The organism is Streptomyces caeni (assembly GCF_042678285.1).
GTDB classification, from domain to species: domain Bacteria; phylum Actinomycetota; class Actinomycetes; order Streptomycetales; family Streptomycetaceae; genus Streptomyces; species Streptomyces caeni.
Window position 1 is genome coordinate 144,257 of sequence record NZ_JBHUDX010000030.1, and the last position, 14,942, is coordinate 159,198.

Genomic DNA, 14,942 nt, shown 5'->3' on the forward strand with positions numbered 1-14,942 from the left:
GACGTGAGTGGGGAGGGTGGGGAGAGAGGAGCAGGTCTTGATCGCTGGTGGGTAGGCTCGGGCCGTGACTGGTGAGTGGCGGATGGACCGGATCGGGGCTGCTCTGCGGGGCGAGAACCCGACCGTACTGCGGCGGCTTGAGTCTGGCTTCGCGGTGATCGGCGACGTTCAGTTCCTGCCCGGGTACTCGGTTCTCCTCGTGGACGAGCCGGGTGTTCAACGGCTGTCCGACCTGCCGAGGACCAAGCGGCTTTCGTTTCTGTCCGAAATGGACCAACTCGGAGAAGCGGTTGAGCGGGCCTGCCGACGGCTGGACCCCGATTTCCGCCGGGTCAACCTGGAGATCCTCGGCAACACGGCCCCGTTCTTGCACGCCCATGTCTGGCCGCGGTTCGAGTGGGAGCCGGCCGAGCTGGTGGGCAGGCCGGTGTGGCTGTATCCGCGTTAGCGGTGGAGTGAAGAGCGGTTCACGCTCGGTCCGCAGCACGATGTGCTGCGGGATGCGATCGGCAGTGAACTGGACGGGTTGCGTTTGAGGGGCTGATGGTGCGGGCCCGGCGACCGTCAGGTCGACGGGCCCGGTCTTCGTCGCGAGCCTGGTCGCGTCTGCGTCCCGCATCCTTGCGGCAGGCCGGTGAACAGCGGATCCGGCGGGAGGTCTTCGGGGTTTCGAAGGGGTCGCCGCAGATCGGACAGGTGCGTTTTCCCGGACGTCTTCGATGGTGCGGGCGATGATGCGGCACTCTTCGGTGCAGTGGGTGCGCTTTCGGCCCGCGGTGGTGGTGAACTCGTGTTCGCAGATGGGGCAGGTCTGCTGGACGGGTCTGCTCGGGCGCGCTGGTCCGTCGGGGCCTTGCGGTGCCTGCGGTCCCTGGCCTTGCTGATCTCCTCATCGCTGATCGGGCAGCGCACCACCCACGGCGTCCAACCGGGCAGCGCACCACCCGCAGCGCCCAGCGGGCTGGTTCTTCCGCAGCCCGGTGGGCGATGTGCAGACAGAAGGAGCGGACACTCCCGTTCGGGCCGGCCGGCCCGGGGCAAGGGGTGGCCGGTGGGCGGGAACCTGCCGGCCCGGACACTCGGGTCCGGGCCGGCGCCTGCGGTGGAGCGGGTCAGCAGACGGATACGCCGGGCAGTTGGTACGCGGGGTTGTCGATGCAGATGTTGCTGATGAAGCCGTTCTGGTCGCGCAGCTTGCCCCACCAGTTGTTGGTGTAGCCCTCGGCGTTGACCGTGTCGCCCTGCTTCTGGCGCAGGACCCGGATGCTGGTGGGACCGCTGAGGGTGGTGACCACCGGCGAGTTCGGCTGACCCTGTGGAGCACGAAGGCCGGTGCCACGCCCGCGGTCCGCGGCCTGACACTGACCGCGGACGATCAGGGCACCTCTCCCGCGCAGCCCGCACTCACCGCCGTCTCCTTCTCGGTCCGCGTCTACGCCGCGCGCGAGGGACTGGTCGGCGGCACCGCCGCCAACGGTCACGTGATACGCAGCAACGACCACTTCGTGGCCCTGCCCTCACGGCGCGCCCTCTCGCCAACGGAAGCAGCGAGTGCTCGGTCCAGGTGTACGGGCCGGCGCGCTGCGAGGCGGCACCCGTCTGGGACGTCGGCCCCTGGAACACGCACGACGACCACTGGAACCCCTCCTCGCGGCGCGAGCAGTGGAAGGACCTCTCCCGGGGCCTGCCCGAGGCGCAGGCCGCCTACCAGAACGGACGCAGCGGCGGGCGGGACGAGTTCGGCCGCCAGGTGGCCAACCGGGCCGGCATCGATCTGGCCGACGGCACCTTCTGCAACGTCGGCCTGAACGACAACGGCTGGGTGACCGTCAGCTGGCTCCGGACGGACGGCGGTGACACCACGTCGTTCCCGACCTGGGGCACGGACGTCAGCATCCGGGCCCAGGCGACCCAACTCCACCCGCGTGGCCAGCCTGGCCGGCCCGACGACCGTACGCGTGAAGTGCCAGGTCCACGGTCAGCTCGTCAACTAGGACGGCTACAGCAACGACGCCTGGTCGTATCTGCCCGACTACGGCGACTACATCCCCAACATCTTCATCGACGTCCCCGACGCCTGGCTTCCCGGCGTCCCGACCTGCTGAACCCCTGACCGACCGGGACGGTGCCGGCGCCTGTGAAGACCCCACGGTGCGTCCGGCACCGCGACCCGGACGGCCTCGTCGAGCCGGGCTCGGCCCCGGGCCGGCGCGGTGGCGCACGGCAGGGCCCGGCTCCTGCGCGCGGGGCCCCGGCAAGGGACGAAAGCGGACTGTATCATGAGAAATCGGATGTAAAGAATTTTCCGGCGCCGGAGTGTGGAGCGGCGGTGCGTATCTCTCCTCTGCCGGCCGGCGAGGAAGCCGGCCGCGTTTCATGCAGTGCCGGGGCACGTCCTCCCGGGGCGCGGGCCCGGTGACGGGCACGCGGGCCCCGAGCCCGGCGGCGCACGGCGGTGCCGGGGAGACACGGGGCCGTCCCGGGCAGAAGCTGCTGAACGCCCTGCTCGACCTCGTCGACCAGGCGGTCGTGGTCTGCGACGCCACCGGTGTGGTGCGCTGGTGCAACGGCCTGACCGGCGTCTACTTCCCGGGCCTGCGGCCGGGGATGGTGCCGGACCCCGTCTCGGCCGGACCCCTGGGGCAGGCGGCCGTCGACTCGGCCGCGCGCTTCGAGGCCGACTTCCGCGGCCGGCGGCTGACCGGGCGCAGGAGCACGGTGGAGGACTGTGCGGTGTGGCTCGTCAGTGACGTGACCGCGGTCTGCCAGGGCGAGGCCGATCTGCGCGCCGAGCGGTCCCGCGCGGCGTTCCTCGGCGAAGCGGTCCGACGGCTGGGCGCTTCCCTGCACCACGGCCGCACCGCCCGGGGGGTGGTGGAACTCGCCGTGCCGGCCTTGGCTGACGCCGCGGTGCTCATACTGCCGCCGCGCAGAGGCCACGCGGAGTGGTACCGCTGCGCGGCGCCGGGCGCAGCGGCGGAGTCGGGCGTGCTGCCGGCGTCCTTGCTCGACCGTGTGCCGCAACTGGTGCGGGCCCTGTCGGGCCTGTGGCTGCGGCCCGCTCCCTGCCGGCCGGGCGAACTCGGTGCGCTCGGCGGGGCGGCGCCGCCGGTTCCGGGCACGGGAGGCGAGACGCTGGTGATGGCACTGCCGGGCGGCGGGGCGCCGACTGGGGCGCTGGTTCTCGTCCGGTCGGCGGGAACCCGGGGCTTGGACACCGCGGACGCCGCCGTGAGGCGCGAGTACGCCTTCCGGGCCGGTATGGCGCTGTCGGCCGCGGCGCTCTACACCCAGCAGGCCCACACCGCGGCCGTGCTCCAGTCGGGCCTGGACCCGGCACCGCTGCCCGAGGTGCCGGGGGTGCGGCTGGGCGCCGCCTACCGCCCCGCCCCGGAGGCGCTGGGCTTCGGCGGCGACTTCTACCAGGTGGAACCCGCGCGGGACGGCGGCGGTGTGGACTTCGCCCTGGGGGACGTCTGCGGAAAGGGCGTCGAGGCGGCCGTGCTCACCGGCCACGTCCGCCAGAGCCTGCGGACCCTGGCCCACGTCGAGTCCCGGCCGCTGTGTGTGCTCGAGGTGCTCAACCAGTCGCTGCTCGAAGCGGACTCGGGCCGGTTTGTCAGTGTGGTCATGGGCACCGCCCGCCCGGGCGCCGGAGACACCCTGGACGTCGTGCTCGCCGGCGGTGGGCACATGCCTCCGCTGGTGCTGCGCCATGGCGGCGCCGTGGAGGCTGTGGACGTGGGCGGGATGCTGGTGGGGGCCCTGCCCGGCCCGGAATTCGCCCAGGCCGAAGTCCGCCTGGCGCGCGACGAGCTGATCTTGCTGTACAGCGACGGGGTCACCGAGGCACGGGGCGGCCCCGAAGGCGCCGAGGAGTACGGGGAGCAGCGGCTGGCGCACGACCTGGCGGGTTGTGCGGGGATGCCCGCCGGCGCGGTCGCCGAGCGGATCGAACTGCGCACCGCCGACTGGCTGGCCGGGCATGCCCACGACGACATCGCGGTGCTGGCGCTGCAGGCCTCACCCGGTTCGCCCGCCGCCGCTGGAGCCCCCCGGTGACCGGCCTGTCCGCCGCGGCGCCGGAGGTCCGCGCCGCCTTCGACGACCACCTCGCCCACGCCGACGAGGCCGGGGCCACCGCGCTCGCCCTGGGCCTGCTGCGGTCCGGGACCTCGGCGGAGGACATCCTGCTCCGGCTGATCGCTCCGGCGCAGGCCGCCGTCGGCGCCCGGTGGGTGTCCACCGAGTGGAGCGTGGCCCAGGAGCACGCCGCCACCCATGTGAGCGAGCGGGTGGTGAGGGCCGTGGCCGCCGTGGCCCGCCCGCCGCGGCCTCCGGACTTCGCCCCGGCCCGCCGTGTGGTGTTCGCGTGCGTCGAGGGGGAGCGCCACACCCTGCCGGCTCGGATCGCCGCCGAGGTACTGCGGCTGCGCGGCTTCGACCTGACGTTCCTGGGCGCCCACGTTCTCGTCCCGCACCTGCTGTCCCATGTGCACCGGCGGGGGCCCGACCTGGTGGGCCTGTCGTGCATGATCCCGGTGCGGCTGCCTGCCGCGCACCGTCTCGTCGAGTGCTGCCGGCACGCCGGCGTGCCGGTGCTCGCGGGCGGTTCGGGCTTCGGGCCCGAGGGCGTCTGGGCCCGCACCCTCGGGGCCGGCCTGTACGCGCCCGATCCGGTCACCGCCGCTGGGATGCTCGCCGCGCGGTGGCCGCCAGCCCCAGCGGAGGCGGCACCCCTGGAGCACCTCGCCGACGATGAGTACTCCCGGATCGTCCGGCGGCGGTCCGAGTCGCTGGGCCGGCTGCTCGCCCGGTTGCGCGAGCGGTACCCGTGGCTGCGCGACCCCGGCACCGAGCACGCCGAGTCCGTCCTGGAGGAGCTGGGCCGTCTCCCGGACGTCGTGGCCGCGGCCGACTACGTCGACGATCCGCAGGTCCTCACCGACCACCTCTCCTTCGAAGTGCAGTTCCTCCACGCCCGCGGTGCGCCCACCGCCGTTCTGGGCACGGCCCTGGCGGCGTTGTCCGGGTCGCTGTGCGGCCTTCCACGGGCGGCCGCGCTGCTGGACGCCGGGCGGCGCCAGCTGGCGGCCGCGGGCCACGCCGTTCCACCGGCCTGAGGGCGGGGGCCGGGACGACGCCCGGCGCCGCGCGGTGCGCGCGGTGGCGTCGAGCCGACCGCACCGCTCTTCTCTCTCCGGCAACCGGGTCTGACGATCGTCCGGGTCTGCCGATCGTCCACTCGCGGGCGGGGTGGACGTGGCCCGCGGTCTCCGGCGGAAAGTCCGGTGCGCACGCGCAGCCGCTGAGCGGCCGGGGTGTCAGATGCCCCTGGCGGGCCAGTCCAGCAGCCGGGCGCCGATGACCGCGGTCTGGAGCATGTACCGGTGGGCGGGGTCGGAGGGGTCGGCGCCGGTGAGTTGGTGAATGCGTTCGAGACGGTAGGTCATGGCGCGCACACTGAGGGACAGGCGCCGGGCGGCCTCGGCGGCGACGCAGCCGGAGTCGAAGTACGCGGTGAGTGTGTCCAGGAGTGGCGGGGCACCGCCGCGGGCCGAGGTGAGCGGGCCCAGCGTGTTCACCACGAGGTCGGCCATGGCCTGCCGGTCGCGGGTGAGGACGGGGTAGACGAGCAGGTCGGCCGCGTGCAGCACGGGGCCGTCGAGTCCGAGGCGCTCGGCCAGTTCGAGGGCGTTGAGCGCCTCCTCGTACGACTGGACGACGCCGCCCGGTCCGGGCTGCGCCCGGCCGATGGCGACCCGGCCGCCGTCGGTGGCGGCGTACGCCTGTTTGGCGAAGTAGGGGAGTATCTCGTCCTCGTGGCCGGGGACGATGCACAACAGCCGTCCGTCCTTGGTGGTGACCAGGACGCTGCGGTCGCCGAATCGGGCGATGAGCGCGCGCTCGACCTGCCGGGGCACCGCATCGCTTTCGTGGTAGGCGTTCGGGCCTTGCGCGACGGCGACCGCGTGGGCGTGGGACAGGCGCAGACCGAAGCGTTCGGCGCGTTCGGCGAGGCGGCCCAGGTCACTGCGCCCGTAGAGGAGATCGTCGATGAACTCGCGGCGCGCCGCCTCCTCCTGACGCACGGCCAGGCGCTGGGCGCGTTCGTATCCTTCGGCGAAGGCGTCGATCGCCTGGTGCATGGCGGCGAGTGTGCTGTCGGCCGATCCCGCTGTGCCGGGCCAGGCGGAGCGGGCCGCCGCCAAGTGGGCGCCGACCAGGGCACGCAGCCCGTGGCCCGCGTCGGCGGCTTGCTCCCCCAGCGTCCGCCGTGACTCGATCTCCTGGCGGGTGAGGCGTCGGCCCGTGGCCGACGCCTCACCCAGTATCCGGGTATAGCCGTCCAGATACTGCTCGGGAATCTCCCGGTCCGTCACGCCGCCCCCTGGAATCTTGACGTGCCGGTGACGCTCCTTGGCGGCTCACCGGCATGAAGACCCTAGTGAACACTGCCGGGGACCGGCAATGCGCTCCCGGGTGTCCGCCGCGCATCATGACGCGCGGGGAGTACTGCGGACGGTTCCGGTGCCGGACACCGGCAGATGCCCGGGCCGGGACCGAAGGCCGCAGCGCGCCGTTCATGTGTGCCGTGCGGGGGAGGGGGCGTGATGATGCGGATGCTCGTGGTGGCCGCCACCGGCCTTCCCTCGATCCTGCTCACCGCCGCCCTCGTCGTGGTCGTGTGCTTCTGGCTGCTCGTCGCCCTCGGCGTCACGGCCGTGGACAGCTTCGACGCGGACCTCGATCTCGATGCCTGGGGGATGGACGGGGTACCGGTGTCGGTCGCGCTCTCTTCGGTGACGGTGCTCGCCTGGTTCCTCGCTGTCGGCGCGACCGCACCGCTGGTCGCCCTCACACCGCCGGGCGCCGTCACCGCGGCGCTGCGCCTGCTCGCGCCGGCCGGAGCACTCTTCGTCGCCTGGCGGCTGACGTGCCGGTTCGTCCGGCCTCTGCACCGCCTTTTCCCCCGGTGAGCCGGGTTCGCCCGCCCGGTGCCGAGTCCGCCGTCACCCGTGCCGCCCACCACCGTTTTCTGCCTGCGAACCCCCATGCCCGGCGCGCAGCCGGGCGGAAGGAGCAGTGTCGATGTCCTTCCTGATCCCTCTCGCCGTCGCCGTGCTGATCGTGGCGGTCTCCACGGTCGTGCTGGTCCGCCGGGACCGACGGCGGATGGCACCCCACCCCGAAGCCCTGCGCACGGAGGCCGCCGCCACCCGCGGCATCCGGGACACACGGCGCCGGGCCCACGCCCACCAGAACCATTTCCTGCGCGAGCGCTGGTGACGGGCAGACCGGCAGGCGCAGGGCGCATCGAGAAGAACGGCTACCGCTGTCCGGGCCACCACATCGACGTCCGGATCACGGCGACGTCCGGTCGCCCGGCGATCCCCGGCGACGACCTGGGCGGTGGTGCCCGATCCCGCGTTGTTCAGGACGCGTACGGCGACGATCTCGGCCTTCTTGGCGACACCGCAGGAGGTGCCGGAGCCCGCATGAGGTCAGGAGGCCATCGGCCCGACCGAAGGCCCCGTTCCGAGGTGTCCCTTTGCCCTACTGCCCGCGGCGGTGAAGAGGGCGCGCATCGCGGGGGGAGCAGCCGAATCGCTGCCGGTACGCCTGGCTGAAGGCGCTGGAGGAGGTGAAACCGACGGAGGCAGCGATGGCGGTGATCGTCTGGCCGGCGAGGTTCGGGTTGGACAGCTTGGCGTGCGCCAGATCCAGCCGCTGGGTGCGGATCAGCTCGGTGGGGGTGGTCCCCTCACGTGCGAGCACGGCCTGGATGTAGCGGGGCGACCAGCCGATCGCAGAGGCCATCGCCGAGACCGACAGTCCCGGATCGGTCACATGCTCGCGGACGTACCGTCTGACGGCATCGGCGACCGCGGCGCCGGCTGTCTGCTCGGGCAGCCGCTGCCCGCCGTCCACCGCCAGGCACACGAGGTCGACGACCCGATCGCAGGCAGCGTCGAACTCCGGGCCGGACAAGTGGGCCCGCTGACGGAGCAGGCTGACCACGAAGTCCCGGCTGACTCGGGACAGCCCTTTGTCCCCGACGATCTTCTGGCTGCGTACGACGGCCGGCCCCAAGCGCTGCTCGACGAGACCGACGGGTACCAGGAGGGTGAGGGCGGCCGCGCCGGTGGCGTGCGCGACGGCGGAGGGCAGGTCCATCGGAATGAGGGCCATGTCACCCGGCCTGATCCAGGAAGCCTCGTCGTCGTGCCCGACTTTGAATCGACCCCGCAGGGGTACGAGGAGCTCGTAGTGACCGCGGGGGTCGCGGCGGATGCTGCGCGCGCTGCGTTTGACGACTTCCGTTTCTCCTGTCCAGGCGATGAGCTGGTAGGTCCGGGTGTGCTGGCGGACCACCCGTCCGCGGTAGGAGTGGTCGTCGAACTCGAAGTCGAAATGGCCATGGACCCGGCAGCACCAGTCGCGCCAGGCCTCCTGCGCCGCGGCACCGGCCGCAGAGCGGTCACCGGTGGTCAGACCGTCCAGTTGGTATGTCCCCGCCATTTCGATTCCCTCCCTCCGCTGAGGCGGCAGACTATCCGCCCCGGGATTCGGCGGGCTAGGGGGTGTTTCGGAAGTCCTGTGCGGTGCCTGCGGTGTCCGGTGCGTGCTCTCGGCGTGCCGGACGAAAGCCCTCGTACCGGACGTACTCGGGGTTTCGGCCGGTGCGGCGAGTGGGGGTGCCCCCTGCTCGAAGAGCCTGGGGGAGCGTGCCGGGCGCCGTGGGTGCTGTGCGGGACTTTCGAAACACCCCTAGGGGACGGGGTGTGTCCTCCCAGGTGGACCGCCGCCTCTCGCCCACGACGGCAGCACGCGTTGACGACACAACTGTGCGCACGGGGCGACGACAGGCTCGGCTGCGACCGGCTTCACTGCGGGGCGTCAATGGTGACGCAGCACGACCTGGAGGCAGTCATGACTGTCCACGATGTCGCGACCGTTCGCGGCCCGATCACAGCGGATCAGCTGGGAACCACGCTGATGCACGAGCACGTCTTCGTGCTCACCCCCGACATCATGGCCAACTACGGGCAGGAGTGGTGGAACGAGGACGAGCGGCTGGCCGACGCCGTTCAGAAACTGCGTGAGCTCAAGGCCGCGGGCGTCGACACCATCGTCGACCCGACCGTCGTCGGCCTCGGCCGCTACATCCCGCGCATCCAGCGGGTCAACGCCGAGGTCGACATCAACATCGTGGTAGCGACCGGCCTCTACACCTTCGACGAGATCCCGCACTACTTCCACTACCGGGGCCCGGGAACGCTCTTCGACGGACCGGACCCGATGACCGAACTGTTCGTCAAGGACGTCACCGACGGCATCGCAGACACCGGAGTGCGGGCCGCGTTCCTCAAGGGCGTGGTCGAGGAGCGCGGACTGACCCACGACCAGGAGCGCGTGCAGGCGGCCATCTGCGAGGCCCATGTCCGGACCGGCGCACCGATCACCGTGCACACCAATGCCGGGCACCAGACCGGACGGCTCGCGATCGAGTTCTACCGGCAGCGCGGTGTGGACCTGACGAAGGTCGTCATCGGCCACGCCGGCGACACCAACGACCTGGACTACCTGAAGTGGATCATGGATTCGGGTGCGACCATAGGCTGCGACCGTTTCGGCCTGGACATGTACAACCCCACCGGCGACCGGGTCGCCACCATCGCGGCGCTGTGCGCGCAGGGCTACGCCGACCGCATCGTGCTGGCGCACGACGCCGCCTGCTACATGGACTACTTCTCCGGTGAGGACTACCAGCAGCTGGTGAAGTCCGCGGTCCCGAACTGGAACTTCCTGCACATCCCCACGGACGTGCTGCCCGCCCTGCGCGAGGCCGGTGTCAGCGACAAGCAGATCGACGCGATGCTGGTCGACAACCCGCGGCGCTACTTCACGGCCGGGGCGTGAGCGGATGACCGACACCGAGCACGGCCCGCTCGACACCAGCGGCATCACGCGCGGCCCGGACGGCATCGCCCGCTACGACAACCTGCCGGTCTCCCTCCTCGAAGCGATCCGCGCCTCCGCCGAGGCGTATGCCGACGTCGAAGCGGTCGTCGAGGTCGGCGGGCCCCGCCTGACCTACGCCCAGTTGTGGGCGCGCGCGAGCGAGGTGGCCGGAGGCCTGCGGCAGCGGGGCATCGCACCCGGCGACCGCACCGCCATCCTCCTGCCGGCCGGAGCCGACTGGGTGTGCGCCTTCCTGGGCAGCGTGCTCGCCGGCGCGATCGTCGTTCCGGTCAACACCAGGTTCGCGCAGCCCGAGGTCGACTACGTCCTGACGGACTCGGGAGCCGCGTACGTCTTCCGGCCCGGTGAACCGCTGCCCGCCGGACCACCGGCCGCGCACGAGGACTCCGCGCACACCGACCCGGTGGCGATCTTCTACACCAGCGGCACGACCGGCTTTCCGAAGGGCGCCGTCACCACCAACGAGAACTTCCTGTCCAACATCGAGACCACCCTGCGGGTGCTCGGTGTGGACCGGAGCGACGGGCCCGCGCTGCGCAACCTGATCTCCGTGCCGCTGTTCCACGTGACAGGGTGCAACACGCAGTTGCTCGTGCAACTCGCCGTCGGTGGAACGGCGGTGATCCTGCCGGCCTTCGACGTCGGACGCTTCGTGACGACGATCGCCGAGGAGCGCATCAACATCGTGATCACCGTTCCGGCGATCTACAACCTCGTGATCGCGCACCCGGACTTCGCGTCGCTGGACACCAGCGGGGTCATCCTCGCCGCCTACGGGGGAGCCCCTATCGCACCCGCCCTGGTCGCGCGGATCAAGGACGCCTTCCCGTCGGCCCGGGTCGGCAACGGCTTCGGTCTGACCGAGGTCGCCTCGATCGCGACGTTCCTGCCCCACGAGTGGTCGACCGACCACGCCGACTCGGTCGGCTTCGCGGCACCCGTCGTGGACCTCGGACTCGCCGACGCGGACCCCCGCACCGGCGTCGGTGAACTCCTGGTACGCGGGCCGAACCGCGTGGCCGGCTACTGGAACAAACCGGAGGCCACGGCCGCGACCTTCGTCGACGGCTGGCTGCACACCGGTGACCTCGCCCGCATCGACGACGAGGGCCTCGTACACATCGTCGACCGCGCCAAGGACATGATCAACCGCGGTGGCGAGAACGTGTACTGCGTCGAGGTCGAGAACGCCCTGGCCGGGGCACCCGGGGTCGCCGAGGCAGCGGTCCTCGGCGTGCCCGACGAGGTCATGGGGGAGAAGGTCGGGGCGGTCGTCGTCCCGGCTGCCGCCGGTTCGTTCGACGTCGGGGCGATGCTGGCGTACCTGGCGGAACGGCTCGCCGACTTCAAGATCCCGCAGTACGTCGCCGTCCGCGACACCCCGCTACCCCGCAACCCGGGCGGCAAGGTGCTCAAGGGCGCCCTGCGGGGGGAGACCGAGTGGGGAACCCTCGTCCGCGGACGTCAGGGACGTCAGCCCCGCGCCCGCACGAGGAACTGCCCGACCGGTGATCCGCCTCAGTGACAGGCGCGCATCGGGCCTGCCCGTGTGTCCGTCATGAGGGCGGGGCCGCACGACCCGCCTGGGCCAGGCCGCGCTCGTGGTGGCCCCGGGCGGTCGTGTCCCGCGACGTGGTGTGGGGGATCAAGCGCTACGCATTCCGCTTCGAGGACCATGGCGATCTGCGTGGAGGCCGCAGCCCACGAAGCCTCCCAGTAGGGCGAGTGGGCACCCGGTCGAGCGGGGACAACGTGCCTGGCCTGCGCATTCCGGTGTCTTGATCCCCTACACCACCTGGCGACACCTGGTGGGACGCCATCCCCCGGGCGGGGACTGCGGACCGATGCGGACAACACCGCGGGCCCCTCCGGCCGTGCCGGGGCTGCAAGCCTGCAAGCCTGCAAGCCTGCCGTCTGCCGCCCGGCCGTCTCCCTGCCGGCCGGTACCCCCGCCGCGGGCGGCCGGCCTGCCCTGGTGATGCCCACGGCCCCGGGCTCCGCGTACGCGGAATCAACGGTTCAACGGCCGTCATTTCCACGACGGGCCGGCCCTTGCCGGCAGGAGCCTCTCCTTACCGAAGGGCGGATGGCGGACACCGATGCGCCGCGCCCCGTACGGGAATCCCGCGGGATCACCAACTCGATTATTTCTTCGGGAGGGCCCTGCTCAAGTCACGTGCCGGCGTGTGCGCGAGTGGTACGGGGCGGAGAGAGCGGCCCGGCGCGGCCGCAGCGGTCTGGGTACGGGGCGAGTCCCCGTACGGTGAGAGACAGCGCCGAACGGGCTGCCGCGGCTCGCGGCTCGCGGCCACCGGTCGGCGACCTGCGTTGCCCTGGGCAGGGCTCGGCGGATCGCCTCGGCGCAGGTCGCGGACCCGTCGTGGCAGACGATCTCGATGCCCGGATGCTTGCGAGGCCACGCGTCCGGGGCGCTGCCTGCGGCCGTCACCGGGCTATGAGAGTGCGGTTGCAGAATCAGGCGTTCTTCTGGGCTGCGGCGCGGCGCTGCCGTTTGCCCAACGGTGCCTGGGAGAGGTCCTCGGCCTGGGAGCGTACGTTCTTGTAGCCGTAGCCGCGCTCGGTCAGCCACGCCTTCGCCGCTTCTTCAGCGCGTTCGGACGCCTCCAGGATGTCCTCCTCTTCCTCCCCGGAATCCAGGAACCGGAAGGTGAAGGCGGATCGCGCCGTCAGGTCGTAACTGAGGTGTCCCCCGGGTGTGAAGGACGCGCGCAGAACGTCGTGCTCTGCGGCGCGGGCCAGGAGTTCGGCCCGCTGATCGGCGCTGAGCCCGTCGAAGACTCCGCGGACCGTGATCCGGAAAGTGCGAGTACCCATCCCACGACACTAACCAGCAAGATCGGCGAACTCCACCGCATTTCCGGCGGGAACCACGCGGTACTGCTCCCGGTCATGTGGCGGCGCGCGTCCCAAGCCATGGGTGACGCCACCGGTGAAGCTCCCCCACGGTGTGCTGCGGCAGTATGGCCAGTACCCTCCGCGGGTCCTCCACGTCGATGCGGCCATGGTTCATCGCGTCGTGCGGCGCGCCGTGCCCGTGGCGGTGCTCAGCCGGCAGTGCGAGGCCGACACCAGGTGTCACCGCGCCGGGCCGGGTACTGGCCGGCTGATCACTTCGCCTGGGCGAGCCAGACCGCGTCGGCACCGGCCGGGAACCGCAGCTGGCCGGTGGTGTCGTGCACGGCCCGCCACACCGTCTCGGCGACGTCGCTCTCCTTGGTGAACAGTTCCTGGCCCGTGAAGTCGTCCATGGCCTTCTTCGCCCACGGTACGTAGGGCGCCGGGACCAGTTCCTCCAGCGACCCGCCGTTCGTCGCCCTGGCTGCGAAGTTCGTCGTCAGACAGGCGCCCGGCTCGACCGTCTTCGCCTGCACACCGAAGGGCGCGAGCTCGAGCGCGAGGGATGCGGTGAACCCCTCGACGGCCATCTTGCTCGCCTTGTAGACGGCCGAGAGCGGCATGTGTCCCAGCACCACGCTGGAGGTCACGTTGACCACCACGCCGGAGCCGCGCTCGCGGAACTGGGGCAGCACGGCCTGTGTCGTGGCCATCACGCCGAACGTATTGGTCTCGAAAACTTCCCGCACTCGGGCCATGGGGGTGCCCTCGAACACGCTGATCGACGGGATGCCCGCGTTGTTGACCAGGACGTCGAGGGGCCCCGCTGCCTCGAGGGCGGCGGTGACGGACTCGGGCTTGGTCACGTCGAGCTCGACGACGCGGAGCCGGTCGGACTCAGGCAGGACGCCCGCACGCGGGGTGCGCATCGTGGCGATGACGTTCCATCCCCGCGTGTGGAAGCAGAGGGCGGTCTCTCGTCCGTATCCAGATGAGGCGCCGGTGATCAGGACTGTCTTCATGCTGTAACCCCTGCGATGTGGTGGGATCCGCGGATGGACGGGTATTTTCCCGTTCCGCGGGAGAACCGGTGATCCCATTGAATCGCTCTGACCTGCGCAAATAGTAGGACGATCCTCGCTTCCCCTTGCACGATCCTCCTTTGTGGTTCATTCCGCTCAGGGCAGGGCGCCTGCGGGGGTGCGTACGGTGCCCCGCAGGCGGGCCGCGTCCCGGCTCGGGGGTGCGCCGAACTGGCGGCGGTACTCCCGGCTGAACTGCGACGGGTTGTCGTAGCCGACGCGGTGGCCGACTCCGGTGACGTCGCCCGGGTGGGTGGCGAGCAGCAGCCGGGCCTCCTGGAGCCGGATCTGTTTCTGGAACTGGATGGGGCTCATCGCGGTCACCGCCTGAAAGTTGCGGTAGAAGGCGGAGACGCTCATGCCGGACAGGCGTGCCACGTCCTCGACCCGGAAGGGCTCGGCGTAGTGCTCGCGGATCCAGCGCACGGCCCGGGAGACATGGCTGAGGCTGCTGTCGGCCAGGCCGAGCTGGCGCACCGCCGTGCCCTGCTCGCCGGTGATCAGGCGCCACAGGATCTCGCGTTTGACCAGCGGGGCCAGTACGGCGCGGTCGCGGGGTTCGTCGAGCAGGCGCAGCAGCCTGACCACCGCGTCGAGCATCGCGGGCGGGGCGTCGCTGACGGAGATCCCCGACGGGGCGCCTTTGCCTGAGCGGGGGGTGTCCGCGGGACCGGCCTGCAGCAGCAACTCGGCGACGGCGGACGGCTCCAGCGTGAGACCGAAGCCGAGGGCCGGCTGCCCGGGATCGGCCTGGGTGAACTGTCCGGTGACGGGCAGATCGACGGATGCGACCAGGTACTGGCCGGGGCCGTACTCGTAGACCCTGTCGCCCAGGGCGAGGCGTTTGGCGCCTTGGGCGATGACAGCGAGCACCGTACCGGACATGGAGGGCGCCGGCGGATCCGATCGGTCGACCTTCGAGATCAGGACGCCGTCGATGGCCGTGGTCCAGTCGGGGCGGGCATGCCGGGCCAGCAGGGTGCGGAGCTCTTCGAGGCACATGCCTCCATTGCAGCA

At 71.5% G+C, this 14,942-nt stretch carries 13 protein-coding genes and 1 pseudogene; 8 read left to right on the top strand and 6 right to left on the bottom strand.

Annotated elements, in window-relative coordinates; genetic code table 11:
• Positions 1 to 64: 64 nt before the first annotated feature.
• Positions 65 to 544 (top strand): annotated as a pseudogene (locus ACFSL4_RS13250) (HIT family protein).
• A gap of 568 nt (positions 545 to 1,112) precedes the next feature.
• Here the strand turns inward: ACFSL4_RS13250 and ACFSL4_RS13255 are convergent.
• Entirely contained in the window at positions 1,113 to 1,295 is a 183-nt protein-coding gene (locus ACFSL4_RS13255; protein WP_381081975.1) for a hypothetical protein, read from the bottom strand.
• 269 nt (positions 1,296 to 1,564) lie between these two features.
• On the opposite strand from ACFSL4_RS13255, the gene ACFSL4_RS13260 reads away from it, so the two are divergent.
• The 3 genes from ACFSL4_RS13260 (at position 1,565) to ACFSL4_RS13270 (ending at position 5,123) form a co-directional block, all read left to right on the top strand.
• Entirely contained in the window at positions 1,565 to 2,113 is a 549-nt protein-coding gene (locus tag ACFSL4_RS13260; RefSeq protein WP_381081978.1) for a hypothetical protein, read from the top strand.
• A 302-nt stretch (positions 2,114 to 2,415) separates the two neighbouring features.
• On the top strand, positions 2,416 to 4,062 hold the full coding sequence (locus tag ACFSL4_RS13265) for a PP2C family protein-serine/threonine phosphatase (protein ID WP_381081979.1): 1,647 nt from the start codon (positions 2,416 to 2,418) through the stop codon (positions 4,060 to 4,062).
• The gene (locus ACFSL4_RS13270; RefSeq protein ID WP_381081982.1) at positions 4,059 to 5,123 is read left to right on the top strand and encodes a cobalamin B12-binding domain-containing protein; all 1,065 of its coding nucleotides are present in this window, start codon (positions 4,059 to 4,061) and stop codon (positions 5,121 to 5,123) included. The genes ACFSL4_RS13265 and ACFSL4_RS13270 overlap by 4 nt, the downstream gene beginning before the upstream one ends.
• 201 nt (positions 5,124 to 5,324) lie before the next feature.
• Here ACFSL4_RS13270 and ACFSL4_RS13275 read toward each other — a convergent pair whose 3' ends face one another.
• Complete coding sequence (locus ACFSL4_RS13275) at positions 5,325 to 6,383, bottom strand: PucR family transcriptional regulator (RefSeq protein ID WP_381081984.1); 1,059 nt, start codon at positions 6,381 to 6,383, stop codon at positions 5,325 to 5,327.
• 231 nt (positions 6,384 to 6,614) lie between these two features.
• On the opposite strand from ACFSL4_RS13275, the gene ACFSL4_RS13280 reads away from it, so the two are divergent.
• The gene (locus tag ACFSL4_RS13280; protein ID WP_381081987.1) at positions 6,615 to 6,980 is read left to right on the top strand and encodes a hypothetical protein; all 366 of its coding nucleotides are present in this window, start codon (positions 6,615 to 6,617) and stop codon (positions 6,978 to 6,980) included.
• Positions 6,981 to 7,092: 112 nt separating this feature from the next.
• Positions 7,093 to 7,290 (top strand): hypothetical protein, encoded by a 198-nt coding sequence (locus ACFSL4_RS13285; protein WP_381081990.1) that lies wholly within the window; start codon positions 7,093 to 7,095, stop codon positions 7,288 to 7,290.
• Positions 7,291 to 7,557: 267 nt separating this feature from the next.
• Here the strand turns inward: ACFSL4_RS13285 and ACFSL4_RS13290 are convergent, their stop codons facing one another.
• Complete coding sequence (locus ACFSL4_RS13290) at positions 7,558 to 8,523, bottom strand: helix-turn-helix domain-containing protein (RefSeq protein ID WP_381081992.1); 966 nt, start codon at positions 8,521 to 8,523, stop codon at positions 7,558 to 7,560.
• Between the two features lie 411 nt (positions 8,524 to 8,934).
• On the opposite strand from ACFSL4_RS13290, the gene ACFSL4_RS13295 reads away from it, so the two are divergent.
• Both ACFSL4_RS13295 and ACFSL4_RS13300 read left to right on the top strand, forming a co-directional pair.
• Positions 8,935 to 9,924 carry a phosphotriesterase family protein gene (locus tag ACFSL4_RS13295; protein ID WP_381081994.1) on the top strand — a complete coding sequence of 330 codons (990 nt, stop codon included), beginning with the start codon at positions 8,935 to 8,937 and terminating at the stop codon, positions 9,922 to 9,924.
• A gap of 4 nt (positions 9,925 to 9,928) precedes the next feature.
• Positions 9,929 to 11,512 carry a class I adenylate-forming enzyme family protein gene (locus ACFSL4_RS13300; RefSeq protein ID WP_381081997.1) on the top strand — a complete coding sequence of 528 codons (1,584 nt, stop codon included), beginning with the start codon at positions 9,929 to 9,931 and terminating at the stop codon, positions 11,510 to 11,512.
• A gap of 950 nt (positions 11,513 to 12,462) precedes the next feature.
• On the opposite strand, the gene ACFSL4_RS13305 is transcribed toward ACFSL4_RS13300, so the two are convergent.
• The 3 genes from ACFSL4_RS13305 to ACFSL4_RS13315 all read right to left on the bottom strand — a co-directional run bounded on the left by ACFSL4_RS13305 (position 12,463) and on the right by ACFSL4_RS13315 (position 14,927).
• On the bottom strand, positions 12,463 to 12,822 hold the full coding sequence (locus tag ACFSL4_RS13305) for a DUF6204 family protein (RefSeq protein WP_381082000.1): 360 nt from the start codon (positions 12,820 to 12,822) through the stop codon (positions 12,463 to 12,465).
• A 293-nt stretch (positions 12,823 to 13,115) separates the two neighbouring features.
• Positions 13,116 to 13,865 (bottom strand): SDR family oxidoreductase, encoded by a 750-nt coding sequence (locus tag ACFSL4_RS13310; RefSeq protein WP_381082003.1) that lies wholly within the window; start codon positions 13,863 to 13,865, stop codon positions 13,116 to 13,118.
• A gap of 156 nt (positions 13,866 to 14,021) precedes the next feature.
• The gene (locus tag ACFSL4_RS13315) at positions 14,022 to 14,927 is read right to left on the bottom strand and encodes an AraC family transcriptional regulator (RefSeq protein ID WP_381082005.1); all 906 of its coding nucleotides are present in this window, start codon (positions 14,925 to 14,927) and stop codon (positions 14,022 to 14,024) included.
• Between the last annotated feature and the right edge of the window lie 15 nt (positions 14,928 to 14,942).

Bases quoted from the DNA above. Each gene is read 5' to 3' on its own strand.
- ACFSL4_RS13280 (WP_381081987.1), top strand. From the start codon at position 6,615: ATGATGCGGATGCTCGTGGTGGCCGCCACCGGCCTTCCCTCGATCCTG.
- ACFSL4_RS13285 (WP_381081990.1), top strand. From the start codon at position 7,093: ATGTCCTTCCTGATCCCTCTCGCCGTCGCCGTGCTGATCGTGGCGGTC.
- ACFSL4_RS13290 (WP_381081992.1), bottom strand. From the start codon at position 8,523: ATGGCGGGGACATACCAACTGGACGGTCTGACCACCGGTGACCGCTCT.
- ACFSL4_RS13295 (WP_381081994.1), top strand. From the start codon at position 8,935: ATGACTGTCCACGATGTCGCGACCGTTCGCGGCCCGATCACAGCGGAT.
- ACFSL4_RS13300 (WP_381081997.1), top strand. From the start codon at position 9,929: ATGACCGACACCGAGCACGGCCCGCTCGACACCAGCGGCATCACGCGC.
- ACFSL4_RS13305 (WP_381082000.1), bottom strand. From the start codon at position 12,822: ATGGGTACTCGCACTTTCCGGATCACGGTCCGCGGAGTCTTCGACGGG.
- ACFSL4_RS13310 (WP_381082003.1), bottom strand. From the start codon at position 13,865: ATGAAGACAGTCCTGATCACCGGCGCCTCATCTGGATACGGACGAGAG.
- ACFSL4_RS13315 (WP_381082005.1), bottom strand. From the start codon at position 14,927: ATGTGCCTCGAAGAGCTCCGCACCCTGCTGGCCCGGCATGCCCGCCCC.